This window comes from Sphingomonas leidyi, from assembly GCF_011761945.1.
Classification (GTDB): Bacteria; Pseudomonadota; Alphaproteobacteria; order Sphingomonadales; family Sphingomonadaceae; genus Sphingomonas; species Sphingomonas leidyi.
This window is the reverse complement of record NZ_JAASQV010000001.1, coordinates 175,084-189,090: the sequence shown is the minus strand read 5'-3', so window position 1 is coordinate 189,090 and position 14,007 is coordinate 175,084. Positions and strand designations below refer to the sequence as shown.

Here is a 14,007-nt window from a genome sequence, read left to right as displayed (position 1 = left end):
TGGGAGAGCGGGGGATCGGCGTGGAGCTGGGATAATCGCTGTCGGATGCTTCCTGTCCCCAGGAAATCATCGCCGGGGGGACAGTTCATGGGGCCAGCCTCGTCAATGCCCAGGCGGCCGCCTCCCGCACCGTCTCGTCAGGGTCGTCGAGCAGCGCGCGCACCGGCGCGACCAGCGCCGCGCTGCCGCTGTTGCCGGCCGCGATCAGGCAGTTGCGCATCATGCGGTCGCGCCCGATCCGCTTGATCGGCGAGCCGGAGAACACTTCGCGGAACCCCGCATCGTCGAGCGCGAGCAGGTCCGCCAGTGCCGGCACGGTCAGCTCCGCACGCGGCGCGAAGGCCAGGTTCGCCTGGGCGGCGCGCGCGAACTTGTTCCAGGGGCACACCGCCAGGCAATCGTCGCAGCCATAGATGCGGTTGCCGATCCCCGTGCGGAATTCCTCGGGGATCGGCCCCTTGTGCTCGATCGTCAGGTACGAGATGCAGCGCCGCGCATCGAGCCGATAGGGTGCCGGGAACGCATCGGTCGGGCAGGCCGTCTGGCAGGCATCGCAGCTGCCGCAAGTGGTGCGCACCGGCGCATCGGGCGCCAGCTCCAGCGTGGTGTAGATCGCGCCGAGGAACAGCCAGCTGCCATGGGTGCGGCTCACCAGATTGGTGTGCTTGCCCTGCCAGCCCAGCCCCGCCGCCTCGGCCAGCGGCTTTTCCATCACCGGCGCGGTATCGACGAACACCTTGAGTTCCGTGCCGGGCGCGGCGCCGACCAGCCAGCGGCCCAGCTCCTTCAGCCGCCGCTTCATCACGTCGTGATAATCGGCACCCTGGGCATAGGTGGAGATGCGGCCGACCTCGCCCTCCCCCGCCAGGGCGAGCGGATCGGTGCGCGGCGCATAGCTCATGCCGAGCGAAATCACCGACTTCACCTCGGGCCACAGCCCGGCCGGGCGCTCGCGGTGGTGCGCGCGCTCCTCCATCCAGAGCATCGAGCCGTGGCGCCCCTCCTCCAGCCATTGGCGCAGCCGCTCGGCGGTCTTCGGCGCGGCGTCGGCGCGCGCGATCCCGCAATCGGCGAACCCGATTTCCGCCGCTTTGGCCTTTATTCGTGCTTCCAATGGCTTGTGCTGTTCCACGCGGACCCGCTACCACGTTTCCGCAGTTTACGGCACCAGCCCGCTCCCGGCCTGGCCGAGACACCGACGGAGACGCTCTTTTGTCTGGCGAATTGGCCGTAAGCGCCCGGGGACTCGTCAAATATTTCGGAGATCGGCGCGTCGTCGACGGCGTCGACATCGCGGTTCCCAAGGGGCTCGTCTATGGCGTGCTCGGCCCCAATGGCGCCGGCAAGACCACGACGCTGCGCATGCTGCTGGGCATCATCGAGCCGGACGAGGGCGATCGGAACATGCTGGGCCGCGCCCATCCGCGCGACGCCAGCGACCTGGTCGGCTATCTGCCCGAGGAGCGCGGCCTCTATCCCAACATGAAGTGCCGCGAGGCCATCGCCTTCATGGGCGCGCTGCGCGGCCTGCCCTGGGCGACGGGGCGCAAGCGCGCCGACACGCTGCTCGACAATGCCGGTCTCGGCCATGCCAAGGACGAGAAGATCCGCAAGCTCTCCAAGGGCATGGCGCAGCTGGTCCAGCTGCTCGGATCGGTGGTCCACGAGCCCGAGCTGCTGGTGCTCGACGAGCCTTTCTCCGGTCTCGATCCGGTCAACCAGGAGAAGCTCGAGAAGCTGATCCGTGCCGAGCGCGATCGCGGCGCGACGATCCTCTTCTCCACCCATGTCATGGCCCATGCCGAACGGCTGTGCGACCGGCTCTCGATCATCGCCGGCGGCAAGGTGCGCTTCGAAGGCACCGTGAACGACGCCCGGGCGACGCTGCCGATGAAGGCGCACTACACGCCGCACCACAATGTCGAGGGTGCGCGCGCGCTGCTTCCCGCCGATGCCGAGCGCGAGGGCGATGGCTGGCGCTTCACCCTGCCCGCCGGCGGCGTCGAATCGCTGCTCGTGAAGCTGATCGACGGCGGCTACGGCGTCTCGGGCCTGTCGATCGAGCGGCCGGGGCTGCACGACGCCTTTGTCCGGATCGTCGGCGCGGATGCCCTTGTGGATCAGGAGGAAGCGGCGTGAGCAAGTTTTCGCGCATGCTGCGCCAGGCGCTCACCGTCGCGCGCCGCGACTTCACCGCCACGGTGTTCACGCCCACCTTCCTGCTCTTCCTGCTCGCCCCCGTGCTGATGATCGGCTTCGGCACGGTCGGCGGGATCGGCGCCCAGTCGATCGTCGGCGACGATTCGCAGATGCGGATGGTGGTGATCGCGCCGCCCGCCCAGGCGCCGACGCTGATCGAGACCGACCAGCAATTGCGCAAGCTCTTTCCCAAGAAGAGCGAGCTGATGCCGCCCCCGCTCACGATCGAGGCGCCGACCGGCGACCCCGCCGCCCAGGCGCGCGCCTATTTCGACAACGACAAGGTCGATACCGCGGCGGTGCTCTATGGCCCGCTCGACAAGCCGGAGGTGCTCTATGCAAGCCGCGGCTGGACCGAGGCGCAGTTCCTCTCGCAGCTGGCCGAGCAGAGCCTGCGCGCGCAGAAGCTGGGCAGCGCCGCCCCCACCAGCACCGTCACCCAGACGGTGGTGAAGCGCGGCCAGGGCTCGCCCAGTGGGCGCGGCCAGGCCGCCTCGATCGGCGTGTTCGCGATGTTCTTCCTCACCCTGTTCCTCTCGGGCCAGGCAGTGGGCACCATGGCCGAGGAGCGCTCGAACAAGGTGATCGAGATCCTGGCCGCGGCCGTGCCGCTGGAAAGCGTGTTCTTCGGCAAGCTGATCGGCATGTTCGGCGCCGCGGTGCTGTTCGTGCTGTTCTGGGCGACGATCATCATCAACGCGACCCGGCTGCTGCCGCCCGAGATCGCGGGCAGCTTCCCCAGCCTGGTCGCGGCGATCGGCGCGCCAACCTATGCGCTGCTGTTCATTGCCTATTTCACCATGTCCTACATGCTGCTCGGCGCGATGTTCCTCAGCATCGGCGCGCTGACCTCCACCCAGCGCGAGCTGCAGATGCTGTCGCTGCCGATCACCATCTTCCAGATGATGATGTTCGGCTTGGCGCTCGGCGCGGCGACGCGGCCCGGCAGCTGGATCGAGACGGCGGCACAGGTCTTTCCGTTCAGCTCGCCCTTCGCGATGATCGGGCTGGCGGGCAGCGCGCCGGCGATCTGGCCGCACCTGCTCGCACTGGGCTGGCAGGCGCTGTGGGTGGCGATCATCATCACCGTGGGGGCGCGCGTGTTTCGCCGCGGCGTGCTCAAATCGGGCAGCCCCAAGCGCCGCACGAAGATCGAGGCGACGGCCTAAGATCGGGACTATTCAACGAACCCGTCATTCCCGCCTTCGCGGGGATGACGACTATTTGCGTAACGCCCCTGCTCCGGCCGTTTCTCACTATTGACACTTCTGTCAATTAGGCGTTTCCTCCCTGCAAAAGGCAGGAGAGGCAGCATGGCTACGCTCGCGACCGAAACCGGAATTCCCGGAACCCAGACCGTCGATCCGCTCGACGTCAGCCGGCCCGAACTGTATCGCGACGATGTCTGGCAGGCCCCGTTCCGCGAGCTGCGCGCCCGGGGCGGGATCTATCATTGCGAGAACAGCGCCTTCGGCCCCTATTGGTCGATCGCCACCTACAAGCCGATCGTCCAGGTCGAATCGCTGCCCGACATCTATTCGTCCGAGGCCGGCGGCATCACCATCGCCGATATGCAGGAAGGCGACATCAAGATGCCGATGTTCATCGCGATGGACCGGCCCAAGCACACCGATCAGCGCCGCACCGTCGCCCCCGCCTTCACGCCGAGCGAGATGGTGCGGATGACCGACAATATCCGCATGCGCACTGCCGAGATCCTCGATTCGCTGCCGGTGGATCGGGAGTTCGACTGGGTCGACAGCGTCTCGATCGAGCTGACCACCCAGATGCTCGCGCTCCTGTTCGACTTTCCCTGGGAGGAGCGGCGCAAGCTCACCTATTGGTCGGACTGGGCGGGCGATATCGAGATCGCCAAGGATCCCGTCCGCAAGGAGGAGCGGCGCCAGATCCTGTTCGAATGCGCCGCCTATTTCGGCAATCTCTGGCAGGGCAAGCTGGGCAAGGAGCCGAGGCCGGACCTGATCTCGATGATGATCCATTCGGATGCGATGAGCCACATGGACCAGATGGAGTTCCTCGGGAACCTCATCCTGCTGATCGTCGGCGGCAACGACACGACGCGCAATTCGATGAGCGCCTTCGCCTGGGGGCTCGAGCAATTCCCCGACGCGCGCGCGAAGCTCGAGGCCGATCCGGGCCTGATCGGCAATGCCACCCAGGAGATCATCCGCTGGCAGACGCCGCTCGCGCACATGCGCCGCACCGCGACGCAGGACACCGAGCTGGACGGCCACAGGATCCGCGCGGGCGACAAGCTCGGCCTCTGGTATCTCTCGGCCAATCGCGACGAGAGCGTCTTCCCCGATGCCGACCGGATCATCGTCGACCGCGAGAACGCCCGGCGCCACCTCGCCTTCGGGCACGGCATCCATCGCTGCGTGGGCGCCCGGCTCGCCGAGCTGCAGATCGGCGTGCTGATGGAGGAGATGGCCAGGCGCCGCCTGCGCGTGAACGTGCTGCGCGAACCCGAACGCGTCGCCGCCTGCTTCGTCCATGGCTACAAGAAGATGGCGGTGGAGCTCAGCCGCTATTGAGCCATCGCCGGGACTGGACGCGGCCCGGGCGCCTCCCCACATCCCCTCCCATGGAAACCAGCCGCCGCGCCTTGCTCGTCGTCGCCGGCCTGGGCACGCTGACCGCCGCATGCGGCGGCGCGCCGGCCGAGGCCGCGCAGAAGTTCGAATTCACACGCAGCGATGCCGAATGGCGCAAGCGGCTGAGCCCCGCCGCCTATCGCGTGCTGCGCCAGGGCGCGACCGAATACGCCTTTTCCAGCCCGCTCAACAACGAGCACCGGGCCGGCACCTTCGCCTGTGCCGGCTGCGCGCTGCCCCTGTTCAACGCGGCGACCAAGTTCGACAGCGGCACCGGCTGGCCGAGCTTCTGGCAGCCCTTGCCCAACGCCGTGATCACCCGCGCCGACAATTCGCTCGGCATGCGCCGCACCGAAGTGCTGTGCCGCCGCTGCGGCGGGCACCTCGGCCATGTCTTCGACGACGGCCCCCGGCCCACCGGCAAGCGCTATTGCATGAACGGCGTGGCGCTGGCGTTCGTGCCGAAGGCGTAGACATGAAAAGGCCCGGACGATGCCGGGCCCTTCCATTCCACGCTGTCGAGGCGATCAGCCCGCGTCGGGCGTCTCCTTCTTCGCTTCCGCCATCAGGTCGCTGAGGTCGAGGTCGAGCGACGGCTTGAAGTCGTCGTCGAGGTCGTGCGGCGCGCCGCCCGAATAGATGAAGCCGTTGACCGGATAGACCGAGGTGCCCAGGCCGCCCATCGGCGCGAACCAGACCTTCACTTCGCTCCAGTCGCCCTCGGGCGAGACGTCGACGGCGCGGACGTTGCGCTCGATGCCGCCGGCACGCGACCAGTTGGCATGGGTGAGCAGCACTTCGCGCTCGCTGATGACCTGGCTGACCATCGCGACATGGCCGAGCGGCATGCGGGCGGTACGCTGGAACGACATCACCGAACCGACCTTCGGGGTCTCGCCGCGCTGGTAGCGGCCGGCGGCCTGCGACCACCAGGTCCAGGCATTACCGTGAATGTTCACTCCGGAGATTTCGCGGGCATAGGGCGCGCACTGCCAGAAGGTACGGCCCTTGGCCGAAGCCGCCTGGGGGGCGGCCATCATCAGGGTGCAAACAGCCATCAACGCGAAACGCGCTGCGAAAACACGGAAATTCATGGACCCCCCGGTCAGGAAGCAGTCTGATGAACAGCGACTGACCAGATCATGGAACGGAAGTATAGGCCCGCGGCCGGTCGATGGGACGAACCGTTGCGACGAGTCGATGACTTGCGGATTCGCTCCCGTTTGCGGGGAACCGGGGCCGCGAACCCGCCGCCGAAGCACCCGGGCCGCCCTGCCGGGCCTAGGTGCTAACCCGGACCCGGATACGCCCCGGATGGGCAGCTCCCCCCTGCAACCCCATCAGTATGCGCAGTTTTCCACAAGCGGGACTTCGGTTCATCGCATGCATGTTGCGCCGCGGAATCAGTTGGTTTCCTATAATGAACAGGGGACGACGACTGGTTCAGCGGCTCGTTAACCATATTGTCGCAGTATCGGTCTCGGAGGGTCACGATCTGGGCGGGAGTATTGAACCATGGGAGCAAGGGCGAAACCGGCGGAAGGCGCGATGACGCTGGCCGAAATGAAGGAATTCGCGGGTTTCAGCGCGGCGACGCAGCGCTATGTGCGCCGCTCGCTCGACATCGGGCTGGACCGCGACGACGCGATGGCGCGCTGGTCGCGCGACGTGGTCGAGGCCGCCAGCATCCGCGCCCAGGCGCATGTCTATGAGCGCCTCCACGAAGTGCGCGCGCTGATGCCCGACGACAGCGACTTCGACTCCATCGAGCCGTTCATGTCGCCGCTCGTCGCCATCGCCGCCTTCGACCTGAGCCAGGGCCGCCTGACCAGCTTCTCGAGCTTCCGCTTCCTCTACGAGCGGCTGATCGGCGCCGAAGTGCGCCCCTGGCTCCCCTCGGCCTTCTGCGCCGCTGCGGCGCTGCCGCATCTCCATCCGGACCTGCGCCGCAAGCTGCTCCAGTCGATCAGCGAAGCCGCGGCCACGGCTTCGGGCTGGTCGAACCGCCAGCCGAGCTTCTATCCGGCCTGGGTGGAGAAGGTCGACACGGCGTCGCTCTCGCATTGATTTCCCCGTTCCCCTCTCGCTTGCGGGAGGGGATCCCTTCGCCGCCTTCCTACCGGCAGGTCCGCCACCCCCACTCCCCTCGCTCCGCTTCGTCGAGGTGCAGATGGTCGCGGTGCGCCGCATTGTAGTCCGGCGAGAGCACCGTCGAGAACAGCTTGCAGGCGCCGGTGCGCACGTCGCGCAGAAAGGCGGCTTTCCCGCCCCCTTCCTCCCAATCCTCCGCCACGCCGATCCGCGTCCCGTCCGCCAGGCGGAAGGCGGCGATGTCGATCGCATCGGCAGTCGCATGCTCGCTCCAGTCGCCGGCGCTGCGGCCGTACATGCGACGGCAGGAATAGCTGCCAAGATGCTCGATCCGCACCACCGCCGCGCCGAAATGCCGCTGCGCGGCGGGCTGTACGATCTCCCATTCCCAGAGCGACAGCGCCGCGGCGACCGGGCAGGAGGTGCCGGGGGAGGCCGGCGCGAAGGCGATCCCCCGCGATCCGCCGGGCGCGAAGCGCACCCCGTCCGCATAGCCGCATTGCGGCGCGTCGCCGGAAACCCTGGCGAGCGCCGCGTAGCGCACCCCGGCGGCACGCAGCAGCGCCCGGCACCGGGCATAGTCGCCGGTCAGCCCGGCCAGCTTGCGGCCGGTGAAGATGCCGATCGGCCGGCGCAGGTCGAGCCGGGTCCAGGGCAGGTCCTGCGGCCGGTTGCGCAGCGCGGCCCAGGTGAGGAACGATCCGCCGAGGAGCACCGCGAACAGGATCGCCGCCATCACGGCGCGGCGCACCCGCCTCACATGCGGATCGCCTGATCCAGGGGCTGGGCGGCGACCGGGTAGCCAAGATCGTCCGGAATGCAGAGATGGCGTTCGCCGTCGCGCTCCTCGATCCAGGGCGTGACGGTGCGGATCGGATGCGCGCGGGCATCGGCGACGGCATCCTCGTAGCGCGCGAACAGCGCCAGCCGCTCGAGATTGCGTCGCGTGGGAAAGATGATGTGCGCCTCGCCCCGATCGGCGGCGTCGAGCACCGCGCGCGCGCTCGCCCAGAAGACGCGGACATTCTCGTTGCCATCGACCTGCGGTTCGGCCCCTTCCGGCGCACGGGCAAGGTAGAAACGCGTGTCGAAGACCTTGTGGTGCACGCCCCGGGGCAGCCAGCGCGCGAAAGGCACCAGCCGGTCCAGCGCGAGCGCGGCGCCGGCTTCGTCGAGCAGATCGCCCATCGGCTCCCCGGCATAGAGGCGCTGGCGCAGCGCGGGCATGTCTCCCGCGGGGTCGAGGCCGATGGCGACGCCGGCTTCCTCCAGCGTCTCGCGGATCGCGGCGATGCGCGCGGCATTCTCCTCGACATCCCCGGCATGAAGGGCGGCCAGGACGAAATCGCCCGGATCGACGCGGCCGCCGGGAAAGACCAGCGCACCGCCCGCGAACGACATCGCCGCCGCGCGCTCGACCATCAGCAGCTCGGGTGGCCCGTCGCGGGTCTCGCGCATCACGATCACGGTGGCGGCGGGAATCGCCTGTTCGTCGGTCATGGAAGGAGTTTAGGTCGTGCAGGAGGGGATGGACACCCAATTCCCGAGGGCGGGGCGAGGAGGATCGTGGAGAACCGGGGATAGCGGCGGAAGGCGGGTGGGACAGAACCGGATCAGGCCCGCCTCACCATCCCGCCACTCGGAGCCGCACCCTTGCCACCCTGTCGGACGACGTGACGAACAGCGTCCGGCCATCCTCGCCGAAGCAGCAGTTCGCGGCCGCCTTGCCCGTCGCGATCAGCCCCAGCTTCCTGCCGTCGGGCGCAATCACGTAGATGCCGCCCGGGCCGCTGGCGAACAGGTGGCCGCTCTTCGCCACCTTCATCCCGTCGGGCAGGCCCGGCAGCTTGCGCGCCGCTTCCACCGAGAAGTCGACGAACGGCAACAGCGGGCCTCCTGCCGAGCCGTCCGCCGCCAGTTCGCAGTGGAAGATCCGTGCATCCTCGGGATCGGACTGGCTGACATAGAGCCGGTCGAGCCCCGGCGAGACGCCGATGCCGTTCGGCCGCTTCAGGCTCTTGTCGATCAGGCGCAGGCCGCTGCCGTCGGGATTGACGCGAAAGACGCCGTTGAACGCCAGCTGCTTGCGCGGCGAGGCGTCTCCCTCGGCCAGGCCATAGGGCGGATCGGTGAAGTAGATGATCCCGCCCCGCCCGATCGCCAGGTCGTTGCAGCTGTTGAACCTCCTGCCCTCGAATGCGCCGGAGACGATCGTCTTCCGCCGGGTCGCCAGATGCACCCGCGCGATGGCGCGCGTGCCCGAATCGGCCATCAGCAGGTCGCCGCGGGCATCGAGCACCATCCCGTTCGAGCCCGCCTCGCGCACCCCCGCCGGGATCGGCCCGGCCAGGCCCGAGGGGTTCAGGAACGGCCTGGCGCCCTCGCCCGCCCGCCAGCGATACGCGATATTCGCCGGCACGTCGGAGAAGAGCAGATAGCCGCCCCGCCGCACCCACACCGGCCCCTCGGCCCATTTGAAGCCGGTGGCGATCACTTCGATCGGGCTGGCCGTGTCGATCAGCGCGTCGAGCGCCGGATCGAGGCGCGTGATGCCCCCGATCCTCTCGCCCAGCGCCACCCCGGGCGCCAGGGGCAGCGCCGCCATGCCGGCCAGAACCGCGCGCCGTGTCGTCTCGGTCATTCTCTGCTCCGTCATGCCCACGGGGTCGCCCCACCCTGGCGGTATATCGCCTCGATCCACCCCATGTCGCGCAATCCTTCCGCACCCGGGCCGCGCCGCGGGATGCCGGACCCGCCCGGTCAATCGAAGCGCGCGCGGAAACAGGCGCGAAGCGCCGCATGCGTTTCCGCCGCCCTTGCCAGCAATGCCGGATCGGCTTCGGCCTGGCGGGGGTCGGGCAGGCGCAGCGCGGCGGCATCGATCGGCGCCTCGACCAGCACCGCGAGCCGGGGGGCATAGTGACGCGGACTGGCGCACAACGCATCATAGTCGAGGAACAGCTGGCGCTCCTGCACCCGAGCCGGTGCCGAAAGCAGCGCCTGGTGCACGCTGTCCCACAGCTTCAGCCAGTAGTCGACACGGGTCGCGTCCTCGTCGCGGCCAGGCGCGCCGTCGAACAGGAAGGGCCGGTGATCCGCGCCGAACTCATGATGGCCGAGCCAGGCCATGAAGCGGCGGCGGAACGGGTCCTCCCGCGCCAGCATGGTCGCCCGGCGATGCTGCGACAGCAAGGACAGCGCCTGCTGCAGCGGATCGCGGAACGGATGGACCAGAAGGGCGTCGGGAAAGCCGGTGGCGAGCCCCTCTAGGCGCAGGATATTGTTGTTGTTCTTCGATAGATAGCGAGTGCCGCCCTGGCAGAGGAGCACCAGGCGCACATAGTCGCCAAAGGCGGCGAGCGTGTCTGCCTGGGGTGCGACCGGGGCCAGTCCGTCGCGGCGCAGATAGCGGCTTCCCTCGCGCGTGCGCCAGAAGACCTCCTCGATCGCCTCGGGGCTGTCGAGATCATGGGTCAATCCGTCGCCATGGCCGCGCTCGCTGGCCTCGACATGCCGCTTGCCGCCCAGCCTGGCCCAGCTGTTCGGCGCGAGCGGAAACGGAAGGTCGCGATAGGACGGCGCGGCAAAGCTACCGCCCCGGTGGAGCAGCCGGGTGAGGATCGAAGTGCCCGCGCGCGCCAGCCCGGCGATGAACACCGGGCGCCGGATCGGCACCGCCGCGATCCGCTTGCGGTGGGTAGCGCGCTCGATGTCGAAGGTCGCTTCGAGCAGCGCGGGCGAACCCAGGGCGATGCGGTGGAGGAGCTTGTCAGCCCCGCTGTACACGCGGGATCACCTGCCAGCGCAGCACGGCATAGCCGAGCGTGAAGGGCATCAGTGCCAGCCTTGCCATCCAGTCCGACCGGAAGGCGGCGATCTCCGGCCAGTTGGCGTCCAGTGCCAGCACCACCAGCACGGGGGCCGCGGTGGCGAACAGCAATCCGCCTGCACGCATCGCCCGCACGAACATACGGCCCGAAAGTATCCGGAGCGCCCGTTCCTTGCCCCAGTCGGAAACGCCCCTCCGGGCGAGCAGCCGCATGGCATGCTGCCCACAGGCGGCGAGCGCGCGAAAGGCCGGGATCAGCGGCAAGGCGCGCGCCAGTTCGAGCATCGCGACGACAGCGAGGAAGAACAGGATCACCGGGCACGCCCGCGGATGCGGCGGACCAGCCGCTTGATCGGGTACCAGACGACCGAGACGATCGCGAGCAGGATCGAGCCGATCAGCCCGAAGGCGACTCCGATCGCGCCCAGCCCCAGCCCCGGGCCGGTATAGGCCTGGGCCGCGAGCGGCGCCGAAAGGGCTAGGACAAGCGACAGGAAACGAAGGGTTTTCACGAGCATTTGGCATTCACCGTAGCTTGAATGGCCGGGCCATCGGTGGTGGGATCGAGATAGCGTGCCCAGGAAAGGGCCATGCGCCGCTCGGCGGAATCGGCGGAGATGTAGCGCCAGCGCACCGCGCCCTGGGGCGACATGCGGACGAGGCGCCCCTGCTCGGTCTCCTCGATCATCGCATCGCCATTGGCGAGCGGCGTGCCCCGCCCCTGGGCGCGGGTGGCGATCCGGTTGGCGGCGAAGCCCCGCTCCCAGGGCGAGCTGGTCGCCCCGCTGGAAAGGTCATGGACGAGCAGGCGGTTGTGCCCGTTCACGCGCTCGTCGGGATAGCCCATCAAGGTGTTGTTATCGAACACCGAAATGCGATGATCGTCGAGGATGCTGACATCGTGCTGGAAGCGCCACGGGCCGATCTTCCACCACAGGATCTCGCCGGTGGCCGGCCGGTAGAGTGCGATCAGCGAGAGGTTGCGGATGCTGAGGAACAGGTCCCCCTTCTTCCAGAAACGGCCGTCCGCCATCGCCGGCTGGATGTCGTTGAGATGGAAGGGATCCTGCACATAGGGCCGGCCGCGCCACAGCTTCGCCAGTCCGTTGCGCTCGAGGATGTCGGCGATGCGGTCGACATTGCGCAGCCTCCCCTCGGGCGAGACCCGCGCCACCGCATCGTCCCAGAAATCGGGCTTCACCCCCGGCTCGCGCGGCACCGGGTAGCGATAGGGCACCCAGAGGTCGCCGTCCGGGCCCAGTTCGGTGGAATGGCTGAAGATGCCGTCCAGCGACCATAGCAGCTTGCCGCAGGCGTCGTAGCGGGCAAGCGGCGAGCTGTCGTGCAGCACCAGGCTGCCATCGGCGAGCAGCAGCGGGTGCATCAGCCGGTTGCGCGCGGCGTTCTTGTCGCGATGCACGTCGGTGAGCGCGGAAGCGAAGCGCGAGCGGGCATTGGCCGCGTCGACATCGGGCACGAACTCGCGCACCACCGCGCCGTCCGCGAGGCGGACCAGCTGCACCACCGATCGCTTGCGGCGGGGTTCGAAGGGCGAGATCAGCGCATAGCCGGCATCGACGAATCCCGGATCGCGGGAGAAGCCGCCCGGCAGCTTCTCATAGGCGCCGTGGAAATAGGGCGCGTTGCTGCGGAACAGGTGCTGGATCGTGTCCGGCACGCGCGCCAGCGTGATCGCGACGCGGCCGACCGTGCCCGCCTTCTCCCATCCGTCGACGATCGCGCCCGTGGCCATCGCCGCGAGCGGAACGAACAGCAGCACCAGGATCAGGCTCCACAACGGCACGGGCCGGGCAAGCAGGCGCTCCAACGCGCTGCCTTCCGCTTCGACCCGAACTCGCTGATCCCGACCCATTCGCCCTCCCCAGTCGGGCATGTGGTTCGACGGTGCGGGTGTCGGCGGGATTTCGGTACGTCGCTGGCAGGTTTCCGCTTTGTGGCCGTGTTAGACGGGCAAGGTCACCAGCGCGGAAAGGCCGCCCTCCTTCCGGTTGCGGATGACGAGGTCGCCGCCATGCGCGCGCGCCACCGCGCGGGCGCTGGCCAGGCCCAGGCCGATCCCGCCGGTATCGCGGTTGCGCGAACGCTCGCCGCGGAAGAAGGGCTCGAACACGCGGTCCAGGTCTTCCGGCGGCACGCCGGGCCCGTCGTCGCACACTTCGATCAGCGCCTGGCCATCGGCCTCGACCAGCGAGACTTCGGCGCTCCCGGCATATTTGAGCGCATTGGTGACGAGATTGTTGAGCATCGCCTTCAGCGCTGGCGAATTGCCCTCGACCACCACCGGGTCTCCCGGCGCAAGCGTCACCGGCGCGCCGCGATCGCTCATGTCATCGGTGACCGTCTCGGCCAGCGAGCGCAGATCCAGCGGCTTGCGCACGCCCTGCTTGGTCGTGTCGCGCAGATAGCTCAGCGTCGCGGAGATCATCGCCTCCATGTCGCGGATGTCGTCTTCGCAGGCCTGGCGCAACGCGTCGGGCGCCGCCTCCAGCCGCAGTCCGAGGCGCATCAGGGGCGTGCGCAGGTCATGCGCGACAGCGCCCACCACGGTGGCACGATCATCGACATAGCGATTGAGCCGGGCCTGCATCCGGTTGAACGCCGCCGCGGCATCGGCGATTTCCGTCGGCCCCTCGATCGCGATCGGCGCGGCGCGGGGATCGCGGCCGAGCCGTTCGGCGGCTTCGGCAAAGGCCCCGATCGGCTTGGCGATGCGGTGGGCGAGCGCCCAGGCAAAGGGCGCGACCGCCGCCGCGGACAGGATCAGCCACCACAGCACGAACAGGCGCCACGGCTCGAAGCTGTGGTTGGAATCGATCAAGGTCCACTGCCCATCGTCCTTGCGGAACGCGGCGGAGAAATCGCCGATTATCACCACGGCCCGCGCCGCCTGATCGCTGGCCGGCGGAACGGCGCGCGGCACGCTGGCGCGATCATAGATCTTCTCGCGCTGCATGAACGGCGTCGGGAAGCCGATCCGCACTCGCTCCACCGGCACTTGCAGCGCCTTGGCCAAGGCAAGTTCGATGCGCTCGCTCCGGGGATTCCAGGGAGCCGGCTCGATGAACGCCGGGTGGGATATCAGAAGATCGCTGTCCGGATCGCCGATGCCGCGCATCGCATTGGCGATCTGCCCGACGCTGTAGACCTTGGTCGACGGCGTCTGCACCGCGATCAGCAGGCCGAGATTCATCAGCTGGGTTATCGCCACGCAGGCGACCATCAGGACGAAGACGCGCAGGAACAACGGGGAAC

Annotated in this window: 15 protein-coding genes; 5 read left to right on the top strand and 10 right to left on the bottom strand. The window is 68.6% G+C overall.

The features are described 5' to 3' along the window. Window positions 1-85: 85 nt before the first annotated feature. Window positions 86-1,132, bottom strand: a complete 1,047-nt coding sequence (gene queG, locus FHR20_RS00935) for a tRNA epoxyqueuosine(34) reductase QueG (RefSeq protein ID WP_167297830.1) — start codon at window positions 1,130-1,132, stop codon at window positions 86-88. Between the two features lie 80 nt (window positions 1,133-1,212). Here queG and FHR20_RS00930 point away from each other — a divergent pair, with 80 nt between their 5' ends. From FHR20_RS00930 to msrB, 4 genes are all read left to right on the top strand, one after another. Beyond that, a complete protein-coding gene (locus FHR20_RS00930) occupies window positions 1,213-2,139 on the top strand; it encodes an ABC transporter ATP-binding protein (RefSeq protein ID WP_243857091.1) in 927 nt (308 codons plus the stop codon). Further along, window positions 2,136-3,368 carry an ABC transporter permease gene (locus tag FHR20_RS00925; protein WP_167297828.1) on the top strand — a complete coding sequence of 411 codons (1,233 nt, stop codon included), beginning with the start codon at window positions 2,136-2,138 and terminating at the stop codon, window positions 3,366-3,368. The genes FHR20_RS00930 and FHR20_RS00925 overlap by 4 nt, the downstream gene beginning before the upstream one ends. A 144-nt stretch (window positions 3,369-3,512) precedes the next feature. Then, window positions 3,513-4,754: a cytochrome P450 gene (locus tag FHR20_RS00920; RefSeq protein WP_167297827.1), complete on the top strand. Its 1,242-nt coding sequence runs from the start codon at window positions 3,513-3,515 to the stop codon at window positions 4,752-4,754. Between the two features lie 50 nt (window positions 4,755-4,804). Continuing rightward, window positions 4,805-5,287, top strand: coding sequence for a peptide-methionine (R)-S-oxide reductase MsrB (msrB, locus tag FHR20_RS00915; protein WP_167297826.1), 483 nt, complete (start codon window positions 4,805-4,807; stop codon window positions 5,285-5,287). Window positions 5,288-5,341: 54 nt separating this feature from the next. Here msrB and FHR20_RS00910 read toward each other — a convergent pair whose 3' ends face one another. Then, on the bottom strand, window positions 5,342-5,908 hold the full coding sequence (locus FHR20_RS00910; RefSeq protein WP_167297825.1) for a CHAP domain-containing protein: 567 nt from the start codon (window positions 5,906-5,908) through the stop codon (window positions 5,342-5,344). A 421-nt stretch (window positions 5,909-6,329) separates the two neighbouring features. On the opposite strand from FHR20_RS00910, the gene FHR20_RS00905 reads away from it, so the two are divergent. Next, window positions 6,330-6,881 (top strand): hypothetical protein, encoded by a 552-nt coding sequence (locus FHR20_RS00905; protein WP_086128509.1) that lies wholly within the window; start codon window positions 6,330-6,332, stop codon window positions 6,879-6,881. A gap of 49 nt (window positions 6,882-6,930) precedes the next feature. On the opposite strand, the gene FHR20_RS00900 is transcribed toward FHR20_RS00905, so the two are convergent. From FHR20_RS00900 to FHR20_RS00865, 8 genes are all read right to left on the bottom strand, one after another. After that, window positions 6,931-7,665 carry an extensin-like domain-containing protein gene (locus tag FHR20_RS00900; protein ID WP_425057368.1) on the bottom strand — a complete coding sequence of 245 codons (735 nt, stop codon included), beginning with the start codon at window positions 7,663-7,665 and terminating at the stop codon, window positions 6,931-6,933. Further along, on the bottom strand, window positions 7,662-8,405 hold the full coding sequence (locus tag FHR20_RS00895; protein WP_167297824.1) for an NUDIX hydrolase: 744 nt from the start codon (window positions 8,403-8,405) through the stop codon (window positions 7,662-7,664). The genes FHR20_RS00900 and FHR20_RS00895 overlap by 4 nt, the downstream gene beginning before the upstream one ends. A gap of 124 nt (window positions 8,406-8,529) precedes the next feature. Continuing rightward, window positions 8,530-9,546, bottom strand: a complete 1,017-nt coding sequence (locus FHR20_RS00890; RefSeq protein ID WP_167297823.1) for an SMP-30/gluconolactonase/LRE family protein — start codon at window positions 9,544-9,546, stop codon at window positions 8,530-8,532. 119 nt (window positions 9,547-9,665) lie between these two features. Then, window positions 9,666-10,691: a sulfotransferase gene (locus FHR20_RS00885; protein ID WP_167297822.1), complete on the bottom strand. Its 1,026-nt coding sequence runs from the start codon at window positions 10,689-10,691 to the stop codon at window positions 9,666-9,668. Then, on the bottom strand, window positions 10,675-11,049 hold the full coding sequence (locus tag FHR20_RS00880) for a hypothetical protein (protein ID WP_167297821.1): 375 nt from the start codon (window positions 11,047-11,049) through the stop codon (window positions 10,675-10,677). The genes FHR20_RS00885 and FHR20_RS00880 overlap by 17 nt, the downstream gene beginning before the upstream one ends. Then, window positions 11,046-11,252 (bottom strand): hypothetical protein, encoded by a 207-nt coding sequence (locus FHR20_RS00875; protein ID WP_167297820.1) that lies wholly within the window; start codon window positions 11,250-11,252, stop codon window positions 11,046-11,048. The genes FHR20_RS00880 and FHR20_RS00875 overlap by 4 nt, the downstream gene beginning before the upstream one ends. Next, on the bottom strand, window positions 11,243-12,607 hold the full coding sequence (locus tag FHR20_RS00870; protein ID WP_167297819.1) for an arylsulfotransferase family protein: 1,365 nt from the start codon (window positions 12,605-12,607) through the stop codon (window positions 11,243-11,245). Before FHR20_RS00870 ends, FHR20_RS00875 begins: the two co-directional genes overlap by 10 nt. Before the next feature lie 90 nt (window positions 12,608-12,697). Further along, complete coding sequence (locus tag FHR20_RS00865; RefSeq protein WP_243857090.1) at window positions 12,698-13,999, bottom strand: sensor histidine kinase; 1,302 nt, start codon at window positions 13,997-13,999, stop codon at window positions 12,698-12,700. Window positions 14,000-14,007: the final 8 nt, after the last annotated feature.

Bases quoted from the DNA above. Each gene is read 5' to 3' on its own strand.
- FHR20_RS00920 (WP_167297827.1), top strand. From the start codon at position 3,513: ATGGCTACGCTCGCGACCGAAACCGGAATTCCCGGAACCCAGACCGTC.
- msrB (WP_167297826.1), top strand. From the start codon at position 4,805: ATGGAAACCAGCCGCCGCGCCTTGCTCGTCGTCGCCGGCCTGGGCACG.
- FHR20_RS00910 (WP_167297825.1), bottom strand. From the start codon at position 5,908: ATGAATTTCCGTGTTTTCGCAGCGCGTTTCGCGTTGATGGCTGTTTGC.
- FHR20_RS00905 (WP_086128509.1), top strand. From the start codon at position 6,330: ATGGGAGCAAGGGCGAAACCGGCGGAAGGCGCGATGACGCTGGCCGAA.
- FHR20_RS00895 (WP_167297824.1), bottom strand. From the start codon at position 8,405: ATGACCGACGAACAGGCGATTCCCGCCGCCACCGTGATCGTGATGCGC.
- FHR20_RS00890 (WP_167297823.1), bottom strand. From the start codon at position 9,546: ATGACCGAGACGACACGGCGCGCGGTTCTGGCCGGCATGGCGGCGCTG.
- FHR20_RS00875 (WP_167297820.1), bottom strand. From the start codon at position 11,252: ATGCTCGTGAAAACCCTTCGTTTCCTGTCGCTTGTCCTAGCCCTTTCG.
- FHR20_RS00870 (WP_167297819.1), bottom strand. From the start codon at position 12,607: ATGGGTCGGGATCAGCGAGTTCGGGTCGAAGCGGAAGGCAGCGCGTTG.